This is a genomic window from Dorea longicatena, assembly GCF_024168045.1.
In the GTDB taxonomy this organism is placed as follows: Bacteria; Bacillota; Clostridia; order Lachnospirales; family Lachnospiraceae; genus Dorea_A.
The window spans coordinates 664,852-687,449 of sequence record NZ_CP100126.1 but is presented as its reverse complement, the minus strand read 5'-3'; the positions used below and the strand labels follow the sequence as shown (position 1 = coordinate 687,449).

General features: G+C 39.8%; 23 protein-coding genes. 4 read left to right on the top strand and 19 right to left on the bottom strand.

What is annotated here, in order from left to right; all coding sequences use genetic code 11:
* Nucleotides 1–4 precede the first annotated feature (4 nt).
* Together NKF87_RS03350 and NKF87_RS03345 are read right to left on the bottom strand one after the other, a co-directional pair.
* Nucleotides 5–1,315 (bottom strand): HAMP domain-containing sensor histidine kinase, encoded by a 1,311-nt coding sequence (locus NKF87_RS03350; protein ID WP_195956350.1) that lies wholly within the window; start codon nucleotides 1,313–1,315, stop codon nucleotides 5–7.
* Nucleotides 1,308–2,003: a response regulator transcription factor gene (locus NKF87_RS03345; protein WP_253583965.1), complete on the bottom strand. Its 696-nt coding sequence runs from the start codon at nucleotides 2,001–2,003 to the stop codon at nucleotides 1,308–1,310. The genes NKF87_RS03350 and NKF87_RS03345 overlap by 8 nt, the downstream gene beginning before the upstream one ends.
* A gap of 155 nt (nucleotides 2,004–2,158) precedes the next feature.
* On the opposite strand from NKF87_RS03345, the gene NKF87_RS03340 reads away from it, so the two are divergent.
* Complete coding sequence (locus NKF87_RS03340; protein WP_253583963.1) at nucleotides 2,159–2,512, top strand: SH3 domain-containing protein; 354 nt, start codon at nucleotides 2,159–2,161, stop codon at nucleotides 2,510–2,512.
* A gap of 112 nt (nucleotides 2,513–2,624) precedes the next feature.
* Here NKF87_RS03340 and NKF87_RS03335 read toward each other — a convergent pair whose 3' ends face one another.
* The 8 genes from NKF87_RS03335 to NKF87_RS03300 form a co-directional block, all read right to left on the bottom strand.
* Nucleotides 2,625–4,028: a uracil-xanthine permease family protein gene (locus NKF87_RS03335; RefSeq protein WP_253583962.1), complete on the bottom strand. Its 1,404-nt coding sequence runs from the start codon at nucleotides 4,026–4,028 to the stop codon at nucleotides 2,625–2,627.
* Nucleotides 4,029–4,121: 93 nt separating this feature from the next.
* Nucleotides 4,122–4,838: a helix-turn-helix domain-containing protein gene (locus NKF87_RS03330; RefSeq protein ID WP_144101066.1), complete on the bottom strand. Its 717-nt coding sequence runs from the start codon at nucleotides 4,836–4,838 to the stop codon at nucleotides 4,122–4,124.
* A 180-nt stretch (nucleotides 4,839–5,018) separates the two neighbouring features.
* Nucleotides 5,019–5,969 (bottom strand): hypothetical protein, encoded by a 951-nt coding sequence (locus tag NKF87_RS03325; RefSeq protein ID WP_117596794.1) that lies wholly within the window; start codon nucleotides 5,967–5,969, stop codon nucleotides 5,019–5,021.
* A gap of 421 nt (nucleotides 5,970–6,390) precedes the next feature.
* Entirely contained in the window at nucleotides 6,391–6,633 is a 243-nt protein-coding gene (locus tag NKF87_RS03320) for an RDAC family protein (protein WP_117596791.1), read from the bottom strand.
* 5 nt (nucleotides 6,634–6,638) lie between these two features.
* Nucleotides 6,639–7,724 carry a MerR family transcriptional regulator gene (locus tag NKF87_RS03315; RefSeq protein ID WP_253583961.1) on the bottom strand — a complete coding sequence of 362 codons (1,086 nt, stop codon included), beginning with the start codon at nucleotides 7,722–7,724 and terminating at the stop codon, nucleotides 6,639–6,641.
* On the bottom strand, nucleotides 7,714–8,082 hold the full coding sequence (locus tag NKF87_RS03310) for a hypothetical protein (RefSeq protein WP_253583959.1): 369 nt from the start codon (nucleotides 8,080–8,082) through the stop codon (nucleotides 7,714–7,716). Before NKF87_RS03310 ends, NKF87_RS03315 begins: the two co-directional genes overlap by 11 nt.
* Before the next feature lie 121 nt (nucleotides 8,083–8,203).
* Complete coding sequence (locus tag NKF87_RS03305; protein WP_253583957.1) at nucleotides 8,204–8,458, bottom strand: hypothetical protein; 255 nt, start codon at nucleotides 8,456–8,458, stop codon at nucleotides 8,204–8,206.
* A complete protein-coding gene (locus NKF87_RS03300) occupies nucleotides 8,455–9,981 on the bottom strand; it encodes a DNA methylase (RefSeq protein WP_253583956.1) in 1,527 nt (508 codons plus the stop codon). The genes NKF87_RS03305 and NKF87_RS03300 overlap by 4 nt, the downstream gene beginning before the upstream one ends.
* Nucleotides 9,982–10,233: 252 nt before the next feature.
* Between NKF87_RS03300 and NKF87_RS03295 the strand changes: the two genes are divergently transcribed.
* Entirely contained in the window at nucleotides 10,234–10,560 is a 327-nt protein-coding gene (locus tag NKF87_RS03295; protein ID WP_006427836.1) for a hypothetical protein, read from the top strand.
* A 159-nt stretch (nucleotides 10,561–10,719) separates the two neighbouring features.
* On the opposite strand, the gene NKF87_RS03290 is transcribed toward NKF87_RS03295, so the two are convergent.
* The 4 genes from NKF87_RS03290 to NKF87_RS03275 form a co-directional block, all read right to left on the bottom strand.
* Nucleotides 10,720–11,724: an ATPase P gene (locus NKF87_RS03290; RefSeq protein ID WP_117596779.1), complete on the bottom strand. Its 1,005-nt coding sequence runs from the start codon at nucleotides 11,722–11,724 to the stop codon at nucleotides 10,720–10,722.
* Nucleotides 11,725–11,792: 68 nt separating this feature from the next.
* Nucleotides 11,793–12,347 (bottom strand): carbon starvation CstA family protein, encoded by a 555-nt coding sequence (locus tag NKF87_RS03285; RefSeq protein ID WP_371286917.1) that lies wholly within the window; start codon nucleotides 12,345–12,347, stop codon nucleotides 11,793–11,795.
* 54 nt (nucleotides 12,348–12,401) lie between these two features.
* Nucleotides 12,402–13,517, bottom strand: a complete 1,116-nt coding sequence (gene ald, locus NKF87_RS03280) for an alanine dehydrogenase (protein ID WP_055282293.1) — start codon at nucleotides 13,515–13,517, stop codon at nucleotides 12,402–12,404.
* A gap of 177 nt (nucleotides 13,518–13,694) precedes the next feature.
* The gene (locus tag NKF87_RS03275; RefSeq protein ID WP_028086092.1) at nucleotides 13,695–15,092 is read right to left on the bottom strand and encodes an alanine/glycine:cation symporter family protein; all 1,398 of its coding nucleotides are present in this window, start codon (nucleotides 15,090–15,092) and stop codon (nucleotides 13,695–13,697) included.
* Nucleotides 15,093–15,440: 348 nt separating this feature from the next.
* Here NKF87_RS03275 and NKF87_RS03270 point away from each other — a divergent pair, with 348 nt between their 5' ends.
* The gene (locus NKF87_RS03270; RefSeq protein WP_028086091.1) at nucleotides 15,441–16,298 is read left to right on the top strand and encodes a MurR/RpiR family transcriptional regulator; all 858 of its coding nucleotides are present in this window, start codon (nucleotides 15,441–15,443) and stop codon (nucleotides 16,296–16,298) included.
* Nucleotides 16,299–16,341: 43 nt separating this feature from the next.
* On the opposite strand, the gene NKF87_RS03265 is transcribed toward NKF87_RS03270, so the two are convergent.
* The 4 genes from NKF87_RS03265 to NKF87_RS03250 form a co-directional block, all read right to left on the bottom strand.
* Complete coding sequence (locus NKF87_RS03265) at nucleotides 16,342–17,706, bottom strand: diguanylate cyclase (RefSeq protein WP_253583955.1); 1,365 nt, start codon at nucleotides 17,704–17,706, stop codon at nucleotides 16,342–16,344.
* Nucleotides 17,707–17,780: 74 nt separating this feature from the next.
* The gene (locus NKF87_RS03260) at nucleotides 17,781–19,157 is read right to left on the bottom strand and encodes an MATE family efflux transporter (protein ID WP_055282289.1); all 1,377 of its coding nucleotides are present in this window, start codon (nucleotides 19,155–19,157) and stop codon (nucleotides 17,781–17,783) included.
* A 70-nt stretch (nucleotides 19,158–19,227) separates the two neighbouring features.
* On the bottom strand, nucleotides 19,228–19,785 hold the full coding sequence (locus tag NKF87_RS03255; RefSeq protein ID WP_055282287.1) for a chromate transporter: 558 nt from the start codon (nucleotides 19,783–19,785) through the stop codon (nucleotides 19,228–19,230).
* Nucleotides 19,782–20,348 carry a chromate transporter gene (locus NKF87_RS03250; RefSeq protein WP_253583953.1) on the bottom strand — a complete coding sequence of 189 codons (567 nt, stop codon included), beginning with the start codon at nucleotides 20,346–20,348 and terminating at the stop codon, nucleotides 19,782–19,784. Before NKF87_RS03250 ends, NKF87_RS03255 begins: the two co-directional genes overlap by 4 nt.
* 253 nt (nucleotides 20,349–20,601) lie before the next feature.
* Between NKF87_RS03250 and NKF87_RS03245 the strand changes: the two genes are divergently transcribed.
* Nucleotides 20,602–21,711 (top strand): methionine synthase, encoded by a 1,110-nt coding sequence (locus NKF87_RS03245; RefSeq protein WP_117596774.1) that lies wholly within the window; start codon nucleotides 20,602–20,604, stop codon nucleotides 21,709–21,711.
* Nucleotides 21,712–21,840: 129 nt separating this feature from the next.
* On the opposite strand, the gene NKF87_RS03240 is transcribed toward NKF87_RS03245, so the two are convergent.
* Nucleotides 21,841–22,458, bottom strand: a complete 618-nt coding sequence (locus NKF87_RS03240; protein WP_117596772.1) for a hypothetical protein — start codon at nucleotides 22,456–22,458, stop codon at nucleotides 21,841–21,843.
* Nucleotides 22,459–22,598: the final 140 nt, after the last annotated feature.

The window sequence follows — 22,598 nt, the reverse complement described above, 5'->3', positions numbered from 1 at the left end:
TATCTTATTCTATATATATCGGAAAACTTAAAACAATTGCATATCTGTTTTCATTATTTATAATTTCAGATTCTCCTTTCATCTGCTCCATCATATTTTTTATATTCTGTATTCCTATTCCCGTTCCTTTTACATACTCTTTTTTAGTATTTTTTTGATTTTCAAAATCTATCTGTATCATATTTTCATTATTCTTCATCTCCAAAATAATTGGGTACTCTTTATCCGCATATTTTTTTATATTTGAAACCAGATTATCCATAATACGTCCTATATATCTATGGTAAACCTGTACTTTTGCTTCACCCCATTCCATATTTTTAACAATCACTTGATACCCTTCTGCTTCAACAAATGCGCAAAATTCTGATAGATATTCCCCCAATGCATATTCCACATTTGCCGGTGGATCTAATTCTATTTTTTCCTGCTTTTGAATCAAAAAGAAATCGAACAACTGATCTGTCAGTTCCCTGATCTGATTTGCTTTTTGATAGCTCTTTTGTATATATTCCTGATTCTCATTATTTGTTGATTTCTTTATTGCAATTTCTAAAAAAGTAATCAGACTTGTCAATGGCGTCCGAAGGTCATGCGCCATCGCAAGCACCAATTTACTTTGATACTCTTTCATCTGCTTTTCATTTTCTTCTTTTTTTATCAAAGTCTTGCGCATCTGATCCAATCCGTAGGCGAGATTTCCCAGTTCGTCTTTTCCTCTCACCTCTATATCGGCATCCCAATATCCGCCCTCTATTTGCTGGATAGATTCACTTAACTTTTGTATATATTTCACTTCTTTTCTTATTCCAAAAATAAATACAACAAAACATATTCCAAAGCTGATTGCAGTAATCGTAAATATAAAAAAGAGTTTTATCTTCACTTCATAATCCGCATAAATATATACATCCGCATCACCATCTTCGAATTTTACATTTTGCAAAAAATACCAGGTATAATTCAACATGTCATTTTCTACTGGCTTTAATAAATTGGCTTCTACATAAAAATTATCAAATAATATTTTTCTTTCTCTTGAAACTGAAAAATATGAAATCTTCTGCTTATTTGACCATTTTTTCAATTTTTCAGAGTCTGTAGCTGCCACATGATTTTCAGTAACATATTTTTGCAGACGCTTCACATAAGGTGTTTCCGCCTTATATATATAATCGGATTCATAATAGTAGTTCATTAATACATGACTACCACCAAAATATAATAATATAAAAACAATACTTCCTATTAAAATTCCTTTCAAAAGTAATAGTAACATTTTAACTGTAAGATTGGCATTTTTTACTTTAACCAAATGTATACCCCTTTCCCCATACAGTTCTTATTATTTTTGGATTTTGTGGATCTTCTTCTATTTTTGACCTTAATTTTCTGATATGTACCATAATCGTATTAGCCGATGCCTTGTAAAATGGTTCCTGCCATACAGTTTCATATAAATTTTGTATAGAAAATATTTTTCCTGGATATTTCATCAGCAATAATAAGATTCTATATTCTATATCTGTCAAACACAGTTCTTTTTCTCCCATATACACATCATTATACACGCTGCTAATAACTATCCCATGCCTTTCAATCCATTCCTCTTTTTGGGAATCTCTATGAAATTCGGTATCATATACCTGATGTCTTCGTAACAACGCATGAATTCTTGCAAGTAATTCTGCCGCTGAAAATGGTTTTACCAAATAATCATCCGCTCCCGCTGTTAATCCCGTAATCTTATCTTCCTCACTTAATTTTGCTGTTAAAAAAAGAATTGGAACAACTGATCTTTTTCTTATTTCTTCACAAGTTTGAATACCTGATATTCCAGGCATCATAATGTCCAATATTACAAGGTTTATTTCTGCGGAAAATTTATTAAGTCCGTCTGAACCGTTTTTTGCTTCTGTTATCAAAAAATTTTCAGATTCCAACAATATTCTGAGACTCTCCCGGATATCCGGATCATCTTCAATAATTAAAATATGATTCATATATTCCACTCCTTCTACACATTCTACTGTTCAAATCATAACATACAAATCATAATACCCAGAAAAAATTAAGAATTTTTCAGATTTTTTAATCCCATATTTAAGAATTGATCTGTAAAGTATAAATTATCAAATACTAAGGAGGAGCGTTGTAAATGAAATTTCTTAAACAAACACTATTTTTTATTATTGTTGGAATTACAATAAGTATAACTTTTTGTTCTACCACTTATGCTGCTACTGCTTATTCAAAATTATCTTTACCTCCCTCACAATCTTCGGAAGATAATTTAGCGGATTCCAGTGACCGTAGTCTTCACACAACCAAATATGTCGTCACATCTGCCCAAGCCACCTTACGCACCGGACCAGGAAATAACTATTCTTCTGCCGGCACCGTCAAAAAAGGAAACATTATCTTAGTAGTGTCAATTTCTAACAATTGGGCTAAATTTAAACTTAGGAACAATTGGGTTTATATCTCTGCTTCTTCTATCAAAAAGCTTTAACCGATATAAATCATAACTGAAACATATAAACGCATAATGAAAAAAAGATTATCCAGATATTTTTCTCCAGATAATCTTTTTTCTTTATTATTCTATTGTTGTATCTTCTCTTCTACTCCACCTTCGTCTTCTTCGGCAAAAACAGACTCAAAAGTAACGATACCACGAACACTCCTGCCACTGCATTTCCATTAAATACATCTCCTACCGCACTTGGAAATGCTGCAAAGAAGTTCCCGGATGTCTGTGTCAGACCAACTCCGATACTAAATGACAATGACACGATAATCATTGTTCTGTCATCGAATTTACATTCTTTCAGCATCTTGATTCCTTCATACATGATCGATCCAAACATCATAACCGTACATCCGCCAAGCACTGCCTGTGGAAGTGAATTGAAGAACGCTCCAAGCGGCGGGAATAATGATGCAAGGATCAGAATCAGTGCTCCCATCAGAATTGTAAAACGGTTGATTACCTGTGTCATCGTCACAAGTCCGATATTCTGACTGAATGATGTCAGCGGCAGACATCCGAAACATCCGGAGATCGCACTGGAAAATCCATCGACTGCCAGTGAACCGCGAAGTTCTTTCATCTTAAGATCACGTCCAAGTCCACCTGTGCAGACTGCTGTCGTTGCTCCTGTCGTCTCTGCTGCCGATACCAGGAATACGATTGCGATCGTGAAAAATGCTCCCAGATTGAATACCGGTTTATGACTGGTCAGAAACACAAGCTTCGGAATGCTGAATACGCCGACCTCCTGAATCGTCTTATGAATACCGGAAAAGTCAACCATCGGTGCGATTCCTGCTACAGTAAATATAATTGCAAGTGCATAGCCAAATACCAGTCCGACCAGTACATTCAGATTCTTATAGACACCTTTCAATACTTCTCTGGATACCAGACATACGATCAATGTAAATGCTCCAACGACCAGATGATACCAGGAACCGAAGTCTTTCACTCCACTTCCACCGCCCCAGGAATCCATACCTACCGGCAGAAGTGACAACCCAATCGCAATGACTACACATGCCGATACAACCGGCGTCAGATATTTTCTCCAGTACTTGGCACTCAGTCCGACAAAACCTTCAAAAATACCGCCTAAAATAACCGCACCTGCCATAGCTTCATATCCCAGATCCGGATTCGTTGCAATGACCAACAGACTTCCAAGAAACGTAAAACTGACTCCCATAATAATCGGAAGTCCGGATCCGATCACTCCTATCGGATATAACTGTAAACAGGTTCCGATTCCGGCTACAAACATCGCACACTGCAATAACTGTGTAATCTCCGCCGAACTTAAATGCGCCCCGTTACTTCTAAGTACTGCCGCACTGCACACGATCAGCACTGGTGCCAGATTCGATACGAACATCGCCAGTACATGCTGCAATCCAAACGGGATGGCTTTTCTAAGCGGAACCCTGCCGTTCAGCTTATAGATATTCTCTTCACTGACCGTCTTTATCTTTTCTTCTTTGTTGCTTTCCATGACTTTTCCTCATTCTCTCTGTAAAATTTTATTTATTATAAGTTTAACTTATATTTTTCAAGAAAGCAACACGAGAATTAATAAATGCATTTATTACTTTAATACAATCCGAAAATATTCTACTGTCGTTGAAAGAAGAAATATTCCACACACTGCCATTTGCAGATATTTTTTCTTAATTACACTTTCAATAAAATCTTTTAAAAATATAAAATCAATCACACTACCAATAAGAATGCTCCCCACATCCATGATACTGTTTATTGCTTTTATCGAAAACAACCGGAACATCCATATCAGACTGGCTGCCCCCAGACACCAGATAAGTGAAAAATAAAATTCCCTTTTTTCACGAATTTCCCAATATTGCCGTAAAAGAACCACACATGTAGTACATCCTATGATACAGCCATAAAATGCAATCGAAGAAAACACTTTTGTTGACTGTGTAACCATTACACCTAATACTGCCATTACAAAGCTAATTCCACTGATTAACCATTTCATTTTCTTTGCCGCATGATACTCCGATATCTCTGCCGTTGATTTCATAATCTCTACTACGTTCTTCCGATCTACAGCAGTTTCTCTTCTTTCTGTATTGATTTCCGATCTCATAAGCTCCACCACTTCTATCCCGAGTGCATCTGCCAATGGTTCTAACGTATTAATGTCTGGAAAACCAAGTCCTCTTTCCCATCTGCTGACTGCCTTATCCGTTACATTTATCTTTTCTGCCAGTTCCGCCTGTGTCATACCCAGCTGCTTTCTCCGTTCCATGATAAATTTTCCAAATACTTTTGCATCCATGTAATTCACTTCCTTTTTCCGTTCTTCGAAACCGAATAGACTTCTTTGTTTAATTACATCATATACATTTTTTGTTAAATACGTCAATCGACGAATCCTTTACTTTTTTAATTTTAAGGTAAAAAACTTTGAATAGTAAAAGAAGACTCTTGCAATGCAACAGCCTTCCTAATCATATACTTATTCTTCTTTTTGTATTTCTTCTATAATTCGTTGAATTGCAGTTACCTCTTCCTCCAATTCATCCGCAATTTGTCCTATAGACTTTCTTTTTTTCAACTTCTTTTTAATCTGCTTTTTCAAAAGACTCCGTTCTCCAAGCTCAATTCCAGATTCTACTCCAGCCTCCACACCAGCTTCATACTCCGCTTTCCGTAATTTTTTCTCTTCAAATTCTTTATCATACTCATAGATGCTCACTTTGATCACCTCTGCCTTATTCTTCACCAAAAATTCTGCCAGAATTCCTTCCTCTATGCATTCATCTACCGCTCGCGTAACTGCCTCTTCCAGAGGAATATTCTGCGTCACATATTTTCTTACCCTCGCAACATATTTGGCATATTCCTTTAATGTTCTGCAGTGTTCCATCAGTTCTAGGTTATGACCATCATTTACATTCAACATAGTCACCTTTAATTCCAGATCCGGATCATCCGTCGGATTCTCATAAGCTGAAGATAATCGGAATTCATTATAATCGTCTACCTTTTTCGTTCCATTATAAAATACAATAAATCTTGGTGTCGCTATCTTTTGTATTACCGTGGAATATAAAGATTTCCGAACTACTAATCTTTGATATTCATCCGCAATATAGAATAAATTTCTAAGCGGAATATTCGGGTTATACGTCGACTGGTGCTCATACAAATATAAATTCATATCCATAATAAACGCCAGATCATTTTTCATTCCCATATAAATTGCATTTTCTAATGTGACAATCTGCAAATCTTCTACATTAGTATAATTCCGACCATTCACTGCATTATACAATGATAGCAGATTTTCTTTATCATGATACAACATTCGAAAAATCGTATCTTTGTATGGCCGTTTTGCCTTTAACTGACGGTTGCTTACCTGATACTTTTTGTTACGTCTCTTCTGACTTTTTCTTCTCGCCATATTTAATTCCTCCTATGTGCAGGAGGATATCTTACTTACACGTTCAGTCCTCTCCTGCTTTTTACAATTGATTGGTATAAAAAACATAGATTCCTGAAATGCAATTAGAATGTAGATAGTATATGATTCAATATACCTTAGATTTCTTTTGAAGTATGCTTTTATATAGATTAACATATAAATAAATATTATTCAATATATTTTCAAACAAATTTTGTTGCTGTTTATTACATGAAGCGGTCATTCCGTGGGTATCGCATGCTGTAATGATTCAACAGCGGAACCATAACTGCTGTGATACCGGAAGTGTACAAAAAAAGCCGGAAAGTCAAGGCTTCCGCCACAACTTTTCGGCCATACACAGGTTACAATTCCGCTATTGAATTCAGTATCATGGACCGGGGTAAGCCACAATACTGTATTAAACAGCAAAAAAATTCAACTTCGTCTCATCAAACTCTATCTTCTGCCCTTTACTTCTAAAATACTCCTCCACAACCTGATACATCTCCTCATACCGTCCTTCGCATGCACAATTTCCTAACGGTTCGATCCAACAGGACTGTTTTCCACAGGCATCTCTCAAGTGAACCTTAAAATTCAGCCCTTTCTCCTCCAGCAATCCGTTCACTTCAATCATCTCATTAAATGTAATATAATTCATATCCGCTATCTCCTCCAGTTCTTTCCACTATAGTATCCGGCTGAATTGAATATCGTTGCGAATACATTGATCATCTTGTTTGACGTATACACTGCATGATACCGGTTATATTTTCCCCAGTCTGCATTCGCCAGTGTCCATGTTCCGGATACTGCGACCAGGTAAATAACCGCACACAGGAATCCGACGATAAGTTCACCGGTTGCCATCAAGTGTCCATACTTCTGATTCAGCATCTGCGCTATCACTCCTGCCATGATCAGGCTCGCAAGCATACTGATCCAGAGTTTGTTCAGGATATAACGGTTCATCTTTGATCCCATCCACAATATGATTGCAAGAATAAATACCCCGCCATACAGATAGATTACATACTGCTTCAATACCGCCGTATCACGACACACAATATATCCTCTTCCCATCACTGTTCCGATTGTAAAAAGTCCGACAGGCTGTACAACTGCCCCCAGAAGCAACAATGTCAGATGCACTTTCATATTCGCCGAACATGCTCCTATGATCAACAGACCAACCACAGCTGCAAGTGAAATCAGCCCGACATAAAGATGTGTTCCGATATAATCCTTCGGGAGCAGCCATATAGATATCACACTTAAGATCGTTCCTGCAATAAAAAAGCATGCAATCTCATTGTTCATCTCATCCCTGCTTAATTTTTTCTGTACAATATCCTCTTTCAAAAGGATTGCCAGACGTACCTGCCACTCTTCTTTTTCTTCCTCAATCTCAAGCTGATCGATCGATGTAATATCAAGCTTACTTTTCAGTGCTTTCTGGCAGGTCAGTTTCGTTTCCTTTAATGTACGTTCTTCTTTTTCGATCTCGTCCAGTCTACGGGATAAAGCTTCCTGCAAGGTCAGTCTGTCTTCATAGATTTCTTTAATCTCCTGTACCGGAATACCGATCAGACGCAACTTTTTAATTTCCTGAAGCTGTTCTACATCTGTTTCTGAATACTCCCGGTAATTATTTTCCTGATTACGTGCCGGATGGATCAGTCCTTCTTCTTCGTAGAATCTTATATTCGCCTTGGAAATGCCAACCTGTTTTTCTACATCTTTAATCTTCATAAAGTGACACCTTCTTTCCATTTTTCCAGTCTGTTTCTGTAATGATTTCTTTGCGGTGTTTTATCGTCTTGTACTTTACTTTTCCAAACAAACCTTTCTGCTCTTTACAATAAATGATATGAAGCGCCATATGAAATTTCTGGTTCTCATCTTCCAACTCATGACTGTATTCCAGATGAGTCGCACTGTAACGAAGCAGAAGCACTTCACCGGCTCCCACCGGTACATTCCCACCATCCACAGACATAACCTGAAATGTAATGGTTCCCGGTATTTCAATTTCTTTTAATTCAACCTGTTCTTTTATTACTGTCTGAAGCTCAGAAATGATTCTATTTCTTTCTTCACTTTTTTCCATACTGTCACCTTCCTTCATTCCGGATATCTACATCCTTCTCCCTCTTTGTTAAGATAATTATATTCCTTCAAGCCGCTTGAAGGTCAAGAGATTCACCATATTTTTCTTCCATTTTTTGCCTTTACTCGCATTCCCGCTCGATTTTTTTCTCTGCCAGCCGCTCTGTCTCTTCTATTGCTTCTTTATAGCCGGTCAGTGCCGCAAATGGTGCAAACTGAGCCGCCCGGTCTGCTATCGGCATCGAAGGACGCGTCTCCGATACATGATGCGGAAGGTTCAGAATATCTCCATACTTTTGCTGCACTTCGATCACCGATCTCTGTAATTTCCCCGAAACCTGTGTAACATTTTCTTTCGAAACATTTTCATTTCTCACGCTTTATGTCCTCCGATCTGCCGGTTCCGTTCCATCGCAGTTCCATCCTCCTGCAGATTCATTCCTTTTAAGATTGCATTCTTCCCATATTTTTTCTTGATATCCAGCATCGCCTTCTGCATCTTCTTTTCCCGTTCCAGCTTCTCATTCTTCTCTTCTTTTTCCTTCTTTGCAGTGCCAAAATCTGTAAAAAGATTCATCTGTTCATACTGCTGTTCTTCCTGTACCTCTTTCTCACTGATCACATGATTCGCTGCCATCGTAATCCGGCGGATCAGAAGATCCGGATTCACAATTTCATGATACAGCTTTACACCTGCCTGTGTCATCAGCCTCGATGAAGAAGTATGCTGCTTCAGATTAGCGGTTCCGTGTGCATGTTTCGGCAGCTTCCTGCCATACCAGTCTGTCGTGATCTCCCCTACATTTTTCTTCGTTCCTTGTTCCAGATTCTTGATGTCGTATCCGATCGTCAGAACGATCTGATCCGTTACGAGACGTTTATCTACCAGATCCAATGCCAGCTGGTCGATCATTTCCTTTACCACGATCTTCGTCTGCTCGAAATTATATGGACAATGCAGTACCTGTCCCGCACCCATACTGTTATTTTCGGGCTTATACGCCTTCACATCTGCGATCGTGCATGGCTCCCATCCCCATGCATGATCAATCAGAAGTTCTGCATTCACCCCAAATAGCCGGTACAGCAAATCTTCATTATAATATTCCCCCGGCTTACCAAGAGAACATCTTGCCACATCTCCCATGGTAAATAATCCGACTTCCGCAAGCTTCTTCGCATACCCCGGGCCCACACGCCAGAAATCCGTGATCGGCTGATGCGCCCACAAAAGCTTCCTGTAAGAAATTTCTGTAAGTTCTGCGATTCTCACCCCATTCTGGTCCGGCTCGATATGCTTCGCAACAATATCCATGGCAACTTTACACAGGTACAGATTCGTTCCGATTCCGGCCGTTGCCGCAATCGACGTCTCCTGCTGAATCTCCCGAATAATCTTTCCAGCCAGCTCTCTTGCCGTCATCCGGTAAGTATTCAGGTAATCGGTCACATCCATGAATACCTCGTCAATGGAATAGACATGGATATCCTCCGGTGCAACGTATTTCAGATAAAAGTTGTAGATCTCCGTACTGCATTTCATATATAATGCCATTCTCGGAACCGCCGTAATATAATCCAGTTCCAATTCCGGATGTAGTTTTATTTCTTCATTATCTACGGAAGCTCCTGCAAACTTCTTTCCGGGTGCCATACAGATCCGTCTTTTATTCACTTCTTTCACCTTCTGCACAACCTCGAAAAGTCTGGCACGGCCCGGTATCCCGTAGGATTTCAAGGAAGGAGACACTGCCAGACAGATAGTCTTTTCCGTACGGCTTTTGTCCGCTACTACCAGATTGGTCGTCATCGGATCCAGTTCTCTTTCTTTGCATTCTACCGATGCGTAAAATGATTTCAGATCGATTGCGATATAGCTTCTCTGTCCTTTGTCTGCCATGCCTGTTCTCCTCCTTTCTTTACTCACAAATTCATTCACAAAGTTGTCTTTTCTTATTTCGAATGTATGTTCTCATTATACCAACATTCTGATTTGTCCACAATACAGAAGCAGTTACAAATTATTTTTTTTAAAACTATTGACCTTCAAGTTACTTGATGGTTTATATTATAGACAACAAAAGAGAAGAAACAAAAAATTGATAAGAATGCCGGCTATTACCAAATTCTCTTAAAGAAAGGGGACATTAAAATGAAGAACGGAACAAGAAACGAAAAAGTTGTCTTTGATATTATTTTTAACTTAATATGCATGATATACATAATCTACAGTTGGATGTCAATTACAAATGTTGGAGTCGTAACTGCACTGACACATAATAATGGTGATGCTATGCTACTGATCTTCGGTGCTGCAATTGTTCTAATCGTCTTTTTTATAATCGATATCATTTCTTTAATATTAGGCAAAAAGCAAAAAGGATATTTGCTGCCGGGGTATGTCGGAGTGTCTATTGGTGTGAAATGTATCGCAATACTATTCCTGGTTTTAGCATATATATTGAAGCTTAAAATCTAAGTACCCGCCACCGGTGGCTTCTTTCAAACACATAGCGCTACAAAGAACCTCCCGCTGGTATCTTCTCTTGTATACTTTGATATGTCAAAAATACGGCCGGTAATATATTCTTACTCATAATCTCAGAATATATGCCGACCGCATTTTCTATCTGCCAAATTATTTATAATCCATCACCAGAAACATCGGTTTGATCGCTACCACTTCGTCATACTCTTCTTTCTCGACGACTACGCTGGAATTCAACGCTTTCAGATCTTTTTTCAAAACCTGCAATGCTTCCGGAATATTTCTCGCACGCCCTTCTTTCATAATTTCCTGCATTCTCTTTAGCACAATCGGATGTGCATAGTGAGCCGGTACCGGAAAATCCGGATACACTCTGATATACTCTTCCATCTGACTGATCGATTCCGTCAGCCGCTTCTCAATATAATTCTTATTATTCTTCGAAGTCGGAAGTACATTCGCTCCGGCAAATAAGAAGATTGCAGCCAGACCAAACAAAAGGAAATACATTCCAAATCCTGCATGGGTCGTCAATGCATAGATACCATAGACGAATGCCGCACCGCCCATCAGTACGATTGCAAGAGCTACCCATTTATACGCCGGATTACTTCTGTCATAAGTACGCTTTTTCTTCGCCGACTGACTCAAGTCCATATAGATATCCGATTGCTTTTTCAGATACTGTTCTGCCTGTTCCAGCTTCACGAGACATCTTTTTGTTTCTTCCGATACATTTCTTTCTCTTTGCTTTTCTGCCAGCCATCTTTCCTTCTCTGCCAGCTTTCGCTCAGCCTCAAGACTGTGTATCGGAATATCCGGATATTTTTCTTCTATGTATGCAACAAATCTGTCCACATCTTCTTCATGTTTGAAATTACATTGCTTTTCTTTTCCGTCCTCATATACGACCACAAGATAGGATAATGTACCGAATACTCCTTTTCCTGTAAATCCACCCTTACTCATGGCGATTCTTTTGAAGATCCTTTTTACAGAACTGATCGGTATGTAATACCTTCTGTCAATATAAAAGCTGCTAAGATACACCGCCTTTTTTCCAATTCCGCAAGGTCCGATCTTCTTACATTCTTTTCTGTCTTTTATCAATTCTTCATCCGGAATCGATACATTACCCAGTCTTTGTGGTTTCATCTTTTCATCATCTCATTTCTGTCAATTCATTCTGCCTTTTTATGTATTCAAATTACACTGTCTTACAACTATGCTTTCATTGGTTTCTTTGTCGCACGGATAAAGATTCCAAGGAATGCTGCTGCCAGGATAATTCCTACCGGATAAGCAACCTTCGTAGAAAGTCCCAGACACTCTTCTGCACAGAAGAAATATGTCATGGAAACTGCACTCATGAATGTTGCCGGTACCGCTGTGATCCAGTAATTCTTCTTCTCGCGGAACAGATACATACTTGCTGTCCACAGAACGATCATAGCAAGTGTCTGGTTTGTCCAGCTGAAGTATCTCCATACGATTGCATAATCCAGATGTCCGACAAATGCTCCGACTGCCAGAAGCGGAACACATAACATCAGACGTTTCTGCATCTTATTCTGATCAACTTTGAACCAGTCTGCCAGTACCAAACGGGCACTACGGAATGCAGTATCTCCGGAAGTGATCGGGCATACGATAACTCCGATCATTAGATCTGTGTGCATTTTCCACAATGCTATCATCTCGGGAACTGCATGCTTAAAGCCCAATACAGAAAACTCAAAAGAAAAATGCCGGCACCCCAAGATACCGGCATTTTCCACTCATAGGAATCAATCATTTAGTTTTAGTTTCTTCTTATTACAATAGCGATTCAATTAACATACAGTTCTGATATCTGTGTATTCATAGCAGTCAAAACTGTCTGCTACGTTCTTGCATGTTAATTTTCCATCGTATGTATTTACAGCTGAATAGATAACTTCGTTATCTTTGCATGCCTGCTCAAGTCCTTTTCCTGCAATCTGCAGTCCATAAGACAGTGTAGCATTTGTCAGTGCAATTGTAGATGTTCTTGGAACTGCTCCAGGCATATTTCCTACACAGTAGTGAACAACACCATCTTCAATGAAGATCGGATCATCGTGGTATGTAACTTTTGTTGTCTCACCACATCCGCCCTGATCAACAGCTACGTCTACAAATACAGCACCTGGTTTCATCTCTTTGAGATATTTTTTCTTGAAGATCTTAGGAGCTGATTTTCCTGGAATCAGAACACATCCGATTACGAGGTCTGCTTCTTTTACAGCTTTTTCGATATTTGCATCATTAGAAACAAGTGTCTGGATACGTGCTCCGAAGATATCATCCAGATAAGCAAGTCTCTGAAGATTGATGTCCATGATTGTTACATTAGCGCCCATTCCTACAGCGATCTTACAAGCGTTTGTTCCTACAGATCCGCCTCCAAGGATTACGATGTTAGCCTTTGGTGTTCCAGGAACTCCTGCTAAAAGAACTCCCTCTCCTCCAAATCTCTTCTCAAGATATTTTGCACCTTCCTGAATACTCAGACGTCCTGCGATCTGGCTCATTGGAGCAAGCAGAGGAATACTTCCGTTTCTTTCGATCAGTGTCTCATAAGCAACACCTTTTACCTTTGCTCCGAGAAGAGCATCTGTCTGCGGCTTGTCTGCTGCAAGGTGAAGATATGTATAAAGGATCAGTCCTTCATGGAATAATGGATATTCTTCCGGAAGCGGCTCTTTTACTTTGATCATCATCTCTACAGTATCCCATACTTCTTTTGCTGTATCAATCACCTTAGCCCCAGCTGCCACATATTCGGCATCTAAGAATCCTGATCCTTCTCCGGCACCTTTTTCAATATAAACATCGTGTCCTGCGTTCACATAGCTCTTAACATTGTCAGGTGTCATACCTACACGGAACTCGTTGTTTTTAATTTCTTTTACACATCCTACTTTCATTTTGAAAAACCTCCTAAAAAATTTTAATCCGTTTGTTTTTTGAAGTGAAGATTATTTTTCTTCTTGTTATTTTGTTGAAGAATATTCTTCATTTCTGTCTGAACTCATACTAACACACTCAAGTTGTTAATGCAATAAAAGTTATTTTTTTCACTAGTAAGTTATTTTTTTGTCTTTCTAATTCTTTTTCTCTTGTTTTGCAAAGTAATCTTTTACCAGTTTTGCCACTGTTCCTGACAACAGGAATAATGCGATCAAGTTAGGGATAGACATCAGACCATTACAGGTATCTGCAATTCCCCAGATGATACCAAGATCCACTGTTGCACCAAGGATTGCGACCAACGCATACACGATCATAAATGGTTTCACAACCTTTGTTGTAAATACAAACTCGACACATCTTGCTCCGTAAAGTCCCCATCCAAGAATCGTTGAGAATGCGAAACAGCACATTGCAATTGCAGTAAAGATCGTCACCCAGCTTCCATACGTTGTTACGAATCCTGAGATGGTAAGCTCCGCACCTGCTGCCACGCCGTACTGGATTCCTTCGCCGCCACAAAGGATAACCAGTGCTGTCAGTGTACAGATCACGATTGTATCTGCAAATACTTCAAAGATACCAAACATACCCTGTTTTACAGGCTCATCTGTATCTGCACATGCATGTGCGATCGATCCGGTACCGATTCCGGCTTCATTTGAGAAGATACCTCTGGAAACACCACGTCTCATAGTCATAAACATGCTTCCAACCACACCGCCGGTAAATGCGGACGGGTTAAATGCTCCTACAAAAATCATCTCAAATACATGTGGAACTTTGTCTGCATTCAGTGCAACTACTCCGATTGCAAGGATGATATAGAATACTGCCATGAATGGAACCAGCTTCTCTGTTACGGTACCGATACGTTTTACTCCGCCAAGTAAAACAACCGCTACCAGTGCTGCAATCACAATTCCGATCACCAGATTCACCATACTTATCTGTGCGTCATCAATCACATTGTAGCTTATAAGTGCTGAATCGATGGATGTCGTAATGGTATTTACCTGTGTTGCATTTCCTGTTCCGAGTACTGTCAAACTTCCAAGGATCGCATAGACCGAAGCCATCCAGTACCATTTCTTGCCAAGACCGTTCTTAATATAATACATCGGGCCCCCAACATAATCTCCCTCTGCATTCTTCTCTCTGTAATGAACCGCAAGTGTAACTTCTGAGAACTTCGTACACATTCCAAGCAATGCGGACACCCACATCCAGAACACTGCTCCTGCTCCTCCGATTGCAATCGCACCGGCAACTCCGGCAATATTTCCCGTTCCTACCGTTGCCGCAAGCGCCGTACACACTGCCTGGAATGGAGTGATACTACCTTCTTTCGCTTCTGACTTTGTGAAGATACGTCCGATAGAATTCTTAATGGCATACCCAAATTTTCGGAACTGTATAAATCCTGTACGAGCTGAAAGTACAAGCCCTACACCGATGATACAGACCATTGCCGGAACCCCCCAGACGAAATTGTTAACGGCCGCATTCACGTTTTCAATTGTTTGTAACATTTCTTTTCCTCTCTTTCGTCGTTCGTTGGTTTGATAATAACATACCATTATTTTTTTGTACACAATTATTTTTGCACTTTATCCATATGTGTTATTATTTTCACACATATTTTTGTGCAATATGCACATGGTTTTCTCCTTTTTTTACGATTTTCATTCAAAAAGATTGGAGTATACTTCATTTGTGTGATATATAAATAACGAGAAAAAATCATCATTATCTATAAGTTCTATCTTCTTTTCCCCATATCCACACGTTTTTTTCTTTTTTCATGCTCTCCGTCTTGCAACTTTCCCAGATTCATGTTTTAATCTAATTATCAATATCACTTTCGGAGGAACTATATTATGAAAGATATGAAGGAATTACTCCATTCTGCACATCTTACCAAAACGCAGAGGATCATTGCGGAATATGTTCTGGATAATGCTTCGGAAGCCTGTTTTATGACATCTACGGAGATTGCTTTAAAGCTCGGGGTGAGTGAGTCTTCCGTAATCCGTTTCAGCCGTACGATCGGATTTGACGGCTTTATGGATTTTCAGAAGGCACTGCGGAAAGATTATCAGGACAAAGTACTCAGCATTTCCAGCAGTATCACAATCCCATCCCAGCGGATTGCAAAGCAGGCAAAATTAGACAACTCTTCTGATTACATCAACCGGCATTTTAAGAATGCTGCTCATAACCTTGAAGAGATATTTATCCAAAACTCCATTGAGACCTTTGAGAAGGCTGCGGATCTTATTGTTTCCAGTAAGCACAAATACATTGCTGCAACGAGAGGAAATATCTGTCTTGCAGATTTCTTCCTCCTGTATTTAAAACAGATGGTTCCGCATGTAACCATGACAACCACAACTTCCATGAGCCCGATTGATCATATGTGCAATATCTCGCAGACCGACTGTCTGGTATTATTTAGTTTTCCAAGATATTCTTCTCAGGACGAAGTGACCGCCGAGATGGCACGCGATGCCGGAGCTTCAATAATTGTGATCACTGATAAACCGAGTTCCCTGCTTGCACAATATGCCGACATTCTTCTTACAGTCCCGGTAGACAGTAATACATTCTTCAACTCTATGATCGGTCCGCAGTTCGTAACAGAGTCTTTGCTGGAAATCATCAGCCATAAGGCCAAGGGAATTGAAAAAAGACTTAATACGATTGACAAATATCTGAATAAACTCGGAAATTATTAACAAAGAAAACCTGCCGCAGATTTTCTCCAAGTCTCATCAATGATTATGACTTGTCGGAAATCTGTGACAGGTTTTCTCTCTCTTCTATCTGCGCTGTCAGGATTTTTACCAGTCTGCGCTGTTTTGCATATAATTTGATCATGTTAAATACCCGTTGATATACGATCCGCATATCAAACGGACGCCTAATATAATCCACGGCACCGGCTTCGTAAGCTCTCCCGATATATTCTTCCGAATCCTCTCCTGATATTACAATTACCGGAATGTCATCTATCCACTGTTCCTGATTCATATATTCCAGTACTGCAAATCCATCCATCTTCGGCATCACAATATCCAGAAGTATCAATGCTATATCATTTCCATATTTCTCCAGCTTCTCTACACATTCGTTCCCGTTTTCCGCTTCTATGATCTGGTACTTATCCTGCAGAATTTCTGTCAGAAGTTCTCGGTTGATCTTAGAATCATCTACAATAAGAATCCGTGGCTTTAGAATATCCGTATGCTCATCATGATCCTCCTCCGCTATTTTCTGATCCATTCCCTCTACCATTGCAGTATTTTTATACATTTTAGCAAGGTACATCCGTTTATCCGCTCTCTGGACAGCCTCTTCCACTGTCTCTTCTGTCGCTGACACACCTCCGATGCTGACTGATAACTTAATCCGCTCATATCCTGGGACACTCGTTTCAGCAATTTTTTTCTTAATCTTATTCAGCTTCCGCGCAAAGTTCTCACTGTCGATCTCCGGCAGTAAAAGCAGAAATTCATCCCCTCCGTATCTGATCAGTTTATCTGTCTTTCTGATATATTGCCGTATTACTTCTACCACTGTAATCAGTGCCATATCTCCTGCGTGATGACCACGCATATCATTATATAACTTAAAATCATCTACATCAAGAATCGCAACCCCTGCTTTTCCCTTTACATGCTTAATCTCATCTTCATAGTATCTCCGATTATAAGCCCCTGTCAGCGCATCTCTGTAAAGCTTGTCATTATAAACAGAAAGCTTCTGGACCATCTTCCCATATCCAACCGCATCAATCAATGTGTCTTCATCCAGCTTCTTCAACATCTCCATTACGTACGGTTTTCCATCAATCTCCACATATCTTGAAAACACCTGAAAAATATCCGAATCCAGAAATTCCAGCTTCGCTGCCTGTTTTTTTTCTCTCAGCGATTTCATAGATATGCAATTCTCACACGGCTTTGCCTTATTCCAGAATGAATAGCACTGACACATCTCCATTACATCTGCATCCGCACTGTGCTCCGCTCTCTTCTCCAGCATCTCACCATCAACCAGGCGTACAATTGAGAACACTTCTCTTAGGCACTCCATCTTCTGTTCTGCCTGCTCCATTGTCATACAGTCCTTCTTATCCGTCATCGCACACCTCATTCTTTCTGTCCTTTCCTGCTACTCTTTTCTCCAAACATACTGTCTATATTTTAACATATAATCTATGATTTTTGAAGATGAGATCCATATGTACTCATTCTTCTTTTCTTCCGCCAGAAATAGTACGGGATCAGACAAAGTAACGTTGCCCCCCATGCCAGCGGATAACTGATCAGCAGAATCTCCACCTTATGATGAATCTTCGTAAGAATTATGATCCACGGAAGCCTTACAAAGAACAGACCTCCGAATGTAAATATGGTCGGCCAGAGGACATCTCCCAGACCACGCAGTCCTCCAGACAGATTCTCAAGCAGCACACTCAACAGATAACTCGGAATCAGGAAACGTAACATATATACTCCTATCCCGATGACCTTTGGATCTGTCGTGAACATATGGTATAACGGTTCGCAGAATGCAAACAGGACTATAATAATAGCTCCTGTAAATATATAAGAGATCACTACATTCACCCGGATACTTTTATATACCCTGTCCATCTTTCCTGCCCCGTAGTTCTGTCCGGCGAATGTGGTCACTGCCGCACCAAGCGCGCTCGATACTGTCCAGAAGATCATATCAAGCTTTCCGTAAGCTGCCCATCCTGCAGCGGTATCTGTACCAAAACTGTTGACGGATGCCTGAATCACTACATTTGTCACACCGTAAGCACATGCCTGAAGTGCCCCCGGAACACCGATTTTCAATTCTTTTCTCAATACTCTGGCATCCATCCGGAGTTCACGGAACTTTAATTTCATAGCATCATATGCCCTGGTCAGCGACCAGGTAACCAGAACTGCACTGACACATTGTGAAATAACCGTCGCGAGTGCTGCCCCCGCAATCCCCATCTTCATTCCTACCACCATGACAATGTCCAGTATGATATTCATCACACAGCAGATCAACAGATAGAGAAGTGGTCTTCTGGAATCTCCGACCGCCCTCATGATTGCCGATCCCATATTGTAGACCAGCGTAAACAGAATTCCCATAAAGTAAATTCTGAGATAAGTTATAGAATCCGCCATCATATCCTGTGGTGTATTCATGATTTTAAGCAGCCATGGTGTCAATACTGTACCGGTCAGTGATACGATCAGACTGATCACGACAGAGAACAGATATGCCGTATGTACCCCCACATGCAGGCTCCTCCTGTCCTTTGCACCATAATATTGTGCGATAATAACTGCTGCCCCGTTCGCCAGCCCATTAAAGAATGTAACAACAATTGTTGATAAGACGGCTGCCGGTCCTCCGACACTGGCAAGTGCCGCTTTTCCCACGAAGCGTCCTACAATGATCGTATCCACAGTTGTATATAACTGCTGGATCAACGTCCCAAGCATGATCGGGAAGAAGAAGATCAACAGTTGTTTCCAGATAACTCCTTCCGTGATCGCATTTTTCTCAATTGTTTTTTTCCCCATTTTTTTGTCCCTCTCCTACTTTTTCCACATTTTTTGTTTTTTCCCTATGTAATTTCCCCTTTATTCAATTTCAAATGAGTGATATTCCCACTTTCATCACTCCGGCCAGGACCATCACCCATATTGGATTCATTTTCACTTTCCGAAGTAATATCATACAAACTACAAAAATCACTACCAAACTCCATTTCGTCCCTGCAAGTGCGATCAGATCCCTGTTTCCCCAGAATGCCGTGATCAGGATTGTGATCCCTGCTGATGCGATCATCGCCACAACGGCAGGTCTTAAAGATCCCAGTACACCTTGCAATACCTCCATACTGCGATATTTTAAATATAGTTTTGCAATAACAGTTACGATAATACAAGAGGGCAGAATGCATCCAAATGTTGCTGCCAGGGCACCCGGTATCCCCGCAATCTTGATTCCGACAAAGGTTGCCGAATTCACCGCGATCGGTCCCGGTGTCATCTGGGAGATTGTAATAAGATCCGTAAATTCCGACATACTAAGCCAATGATGTCCCGTCACAACCTGTCCCTGTATCAGGGGCATCGCCGCATAACCGCCGCCAAAACTGAACATTCCAACCTGTAAAAAGCTTAAGAAAAGCTGCAGATATATCATTTGCCTTCTCCTTTCCTGCTCATACATGTGCGTAAGACACCCAGCAATCCACATATAATCACAATATACACAACATTTACTTCAAATACACAGGATGCCACAAATGCACCTGCCATGATCAGCAGCGAGATTCCGTCCTTTTCTTTCACTATGCCCGCGCCCATCTCATAGGTTACTGACGCGATCACCGCTCCGACTCCCGCCTGCATGCCTTCCAACATCTGACTTACCAGTTCATTAGTGCGAAACGCATTATAACAGACAGAAAGTAACGCTATAATGACAAATGGCGGAATGACTGTTCCGATAATCGATACCAGTACACCAGCAATTCCTGCAAGCTTATATCCTACAACAATTGCTCCATTTATCGCGATTGCCCCGGGTGAAGACTGTGCAATCGCAACCAGATCCAGCATTTCCTTTTCTTCGATCCAGTGAAGCTCATCTACAAATTTCTTCTTCATCAGGCTCACAATCACGTAACCGCCACCGAATGTAAATGCACTTAAATATAATGTTGAAATGAATATCTTCCATAAGACTTTTTTTCTGCTGTTCATATTCGATTTCCCTTTTCTCCTGTGGTTTCAATTCTAATGTAACACATGTCATATTTATATTATACACTCTTTAAGATAATAAAAAATTTTTAAATATCCACAAACAGCAATATTGATCTTCTTTTTCATATGCTATAGTTTAAAACTATACCAAACCCACAATTTTAAGTATTATGCAAAAAGCTATTACATCTGGCATAATAAAATCATCAACTAAGCAAAGACAAATAATCAAAAAATCGGGGGTTTTCATATGATAAAAGACACATTAACTTATGACATCGTAGGTTCTTTTTTACGACCTGCAGAAATTAAAGAAGCACGTAAAGCTTATAAAGACGGTAAGATTACAAAAGAAGAATTAACACAAGCTGAAGATCTTGCAATCGCATCACTGGTAGAAAATGAAGTGGCACACGGTTTGAAATATGTAACAGACGGAGAATTCCGCCGCAGGTGGTGGCATTTGGACTGGCTCAAAGAATTTGATGGATTCGATACCATTCATTTCACAAAAGAAATCAATGGAACCAGTAATGAAATTGAGCTTGGAACCGTTACCGGTAAGTTCTTCTATGATAAGAACAAGGCACATCCGGAGCTTTGTGCGTGGGACTATCTTCATTCTCTGGCACAAAAATATGACGGTATTACGGCTAAAAAATGTATTTCCGGTCCGAATATGATTCTGATTGATCACTTCCTTCAGCTTGGTAATAAAGAGACACCTTATTACGGAACAGACATCCATGCACTGATCGATGATATTGCAAAAGCCTATCAGGATGCAATTTTAGATTTCTACGACCATGGCTGCCGTTATCTTCAGATTGATGATACATCATGGACTTATCTCATCGATGAGAACTTCCAGAAAAAGATAACTGCTCTTGGATATACAAAAGGACAGATTCTGAACTGGTTCCAGCTTGTATCAACAAAAGCTCTGGAACACAAACCGGAAGATTTCTTTATTGCAACACATTTCTGTAAAGGAAACTTCAAGGGAAATCCTCTGTTCCATGGATTTTACGATTCCGTTGCCCCGGTAATCGCTGAAATTCCGTATGACGCATTCTTCGTAGAATACGACGATGCCCGTTCCGGTTCCTTTGCTCCATGGTCTGTCCTGAAAGATAAGGATGCTATCTTTGTCGCAGGATTAATCTCTACCAAGAACCCGATTCTGGAAGATCATGATTTTCTTAAAAAACGTTATGCCGAAGCCCGCTCCGTAGTCGGAGAGCAGATCGCACTTTCTCCGCAATGTGGCTTTGCTTCCGTTGAAGAGGGCAACTGTATTGATGAAGAGACACAGTGGAAGAAGATTGATCTTCTGGTATCTTGTCAGGATTTTCTGTAAAAACGCAAGAGAAGCTGCCAGTGGCAGCTTCTTTCAAATGCATGGCAATCAAAACCAGTGCTTCTTTACTTCTTTACATAGTAAGAAGCCAGCTATTCATAACTTCCTTCTATATTCCCGCATTTCATACTATTTTTCAAATGGAATACAATTCCACAATTCCAATAATTTTATTTTTCCTGTTTCGTTTTCCCATTGTTCCTTACTCAGTATCACTTTATCAATTTTTTCCGTTTTAAGTTTCTCCGTCCCATAATGTCCCTGTTGTCTCTTACAATAAAGCATTTCAATCTTTCCAAAATACTCCGAATGTTCTTTCCCTGTTACAACTGCATCTAATGCCACATCCCTGGCTTCTGAACCATCAAAACTAATCAACAGAACATGATCACTCACAATATTCCGTCCAGCGATACTTTTTACTCTAAATTGATCAATACCATTTCGTTTTCCCCAAAATTCCAACTCCACAGGCTCTTCTACTGCTTTTGAAATAACGGAAATTTCTGAATTGTACTTTGATGTTAATTTTTCCGTTTCCTTCTCAGTTGTTTTTATTGACTTATCATTTTTCCCTGAAATCATCCAGGTTAACATCACCATGATTCCCAATATGACAATAACACCTATCAACCAGCCAGGTATTACATGCCACGATGATTTTACTCCTGCTGTTCCTGCAGCTCCCATAAATATCCCCCACACAATCAACATTGGATATCTTACTTTTCTCATTTTCTCTTTCATACTCTTACGCCCGCCTTTCTTCTACTTAATCTTTACACTTGCCTTGCTTATAATGTAAACGATCAAGTAACTTGAAGGTCAATATTTTTCGAGAAAATTTAATAGAAAATCGGAATCTTGGTATTTTATCATAAAGTGAT

Coding starts and splice junctions, on each gene's coding strand:
- NKF87_RS03330 (WP_144101066.1), bottom strand. CDS start 4,838: ATGGATGCAAAAGTATTTGGAAAATTTATCATGGAACGGAGAAAGCAG.
- NKF87_RS03240 (WP_117596772.1), bottom strand. CDS start 22,458: ATGAAAGAGAAAATGAGAAAAGTAAGATATCCAATGTTGATTGTGTGG.
- NKF87_RS03335 (WP_253583962.1), bottom strand. CDS start 4,028: ATGGAAAGCAACAAAGAAGAAAAGATAAAGACGGTCAGTGAAGAGAAT.
- NKF87_RS03325 (WP_117596794.1), bottom strand. CDS start 5,969: ATGGCGAGAAGAAAAAGTCAGAAGAGACGTAACAAAAAGTATCAGGTA.
- NKF87_RS03340 (WP_253583963.1), top strand. CDS start 2,159: ATGAAATTTCTTAAACAAACACTATTTTTTATTATTGTTGGAATTACA.
- NKF87_RS03270 (WP_028086091.1), top strand. CDS start 15,441: ATGAAAGATATGAAGGAATTACTCCATTCTGCACATCTTACCAAAACG.
- NKF87_RS03260 (WP_055282289.1), bottom strand. CDS start 19,157: ATGGGGAAAAAAACAATTGAGAAAAATGCGATCACGGAAGGAGTTATC.
- NKF87_RS03310 (WP_253583959.1), bottom strand. CDS start 8,082: ATGGAAAAAAGTGAAGAAAGAAATAGAATCATTTCTGAGCTTCAGACA.
- NKF87_RS03265 (WP_253583955.1), bottom strand. CDS start 17,706: ATGACGGATAAGAAGGACTGTATGACAATGGAGCAGGCAGAACAGAAG.
- NKF87_RS03245 (WP_117596774.1), top strand. CDS start 20,602: ATGATAAAAGACACATTAACTTATGACATCGTAGGTTCTTTTTTACGA.
- NKF87_RS03290 (WP_117596779.1), bottom strand. CDS start 11,724: ATGAAACCACAAAGACTGGGTAATGTATCGATTCCGGATGAAGAATTG.
- NKF87_RS03250 (WP_253583953.1), bottom strand. CDS start 20,348: ATGAACAGCAGAAAAAAAGTCTTATGGAAGATATTCATTTCAACATTA.
- ald (WP_055282293.1), bottom strand. CDS start 13,517: ATGAAAGTAGGATGTGTAAAAGAAATTAAAAACAACGAGTTCCGTGTA.
- NKF87_RS03300 (WP_253583956.1), bottom strand. CDS start 9,981: ATGGCAGACAAAGGACAGAGAAGCTATATCGCAATCGATCTGAAATCA.
- NKF87_RS03295 (WP_006427836.1), top strand. CDS start 10,234: ATGAAGAACGGAACAAGAAACGAAAAAGTTGTCTTTGATATTATTTTT.
- NKF87_RS03255 (WP_055282287.1), bottom strand. CDS start 19,785: ATGATATATCTGCAGCTTTTCTTAAGCTTTTTACAGGTTGGAATGTTC.
- NKF87_RS03315 (WP_253583961.1), bottom strand. CDS start 7,724: ATGAAGATTAAAGATGTAGAAAAACAGGTTGGCATTTCCAAGGCGAAT.
- NKF87_RS03345 (WP_253583965.1), bottom strand. CDS start 2,003: ATGAATCATATTTTAATTATTGAAGATGATCCGGATATCCGGGAGAGT.
- NKF87_RS03275 (WP_028086092.1), bottom strand. CDS start 15,092: ATGTTACAAACAATTGAAAACGTGAATGCGGCCGTTAACAATTTCGTC.
- NKF87_RS03320 (WP_117596791.1), bottom strand. CDS start 6,633: ATGAATTATATTACATTTAATGAGATGATTGAAGTGAACGGATTGCTG.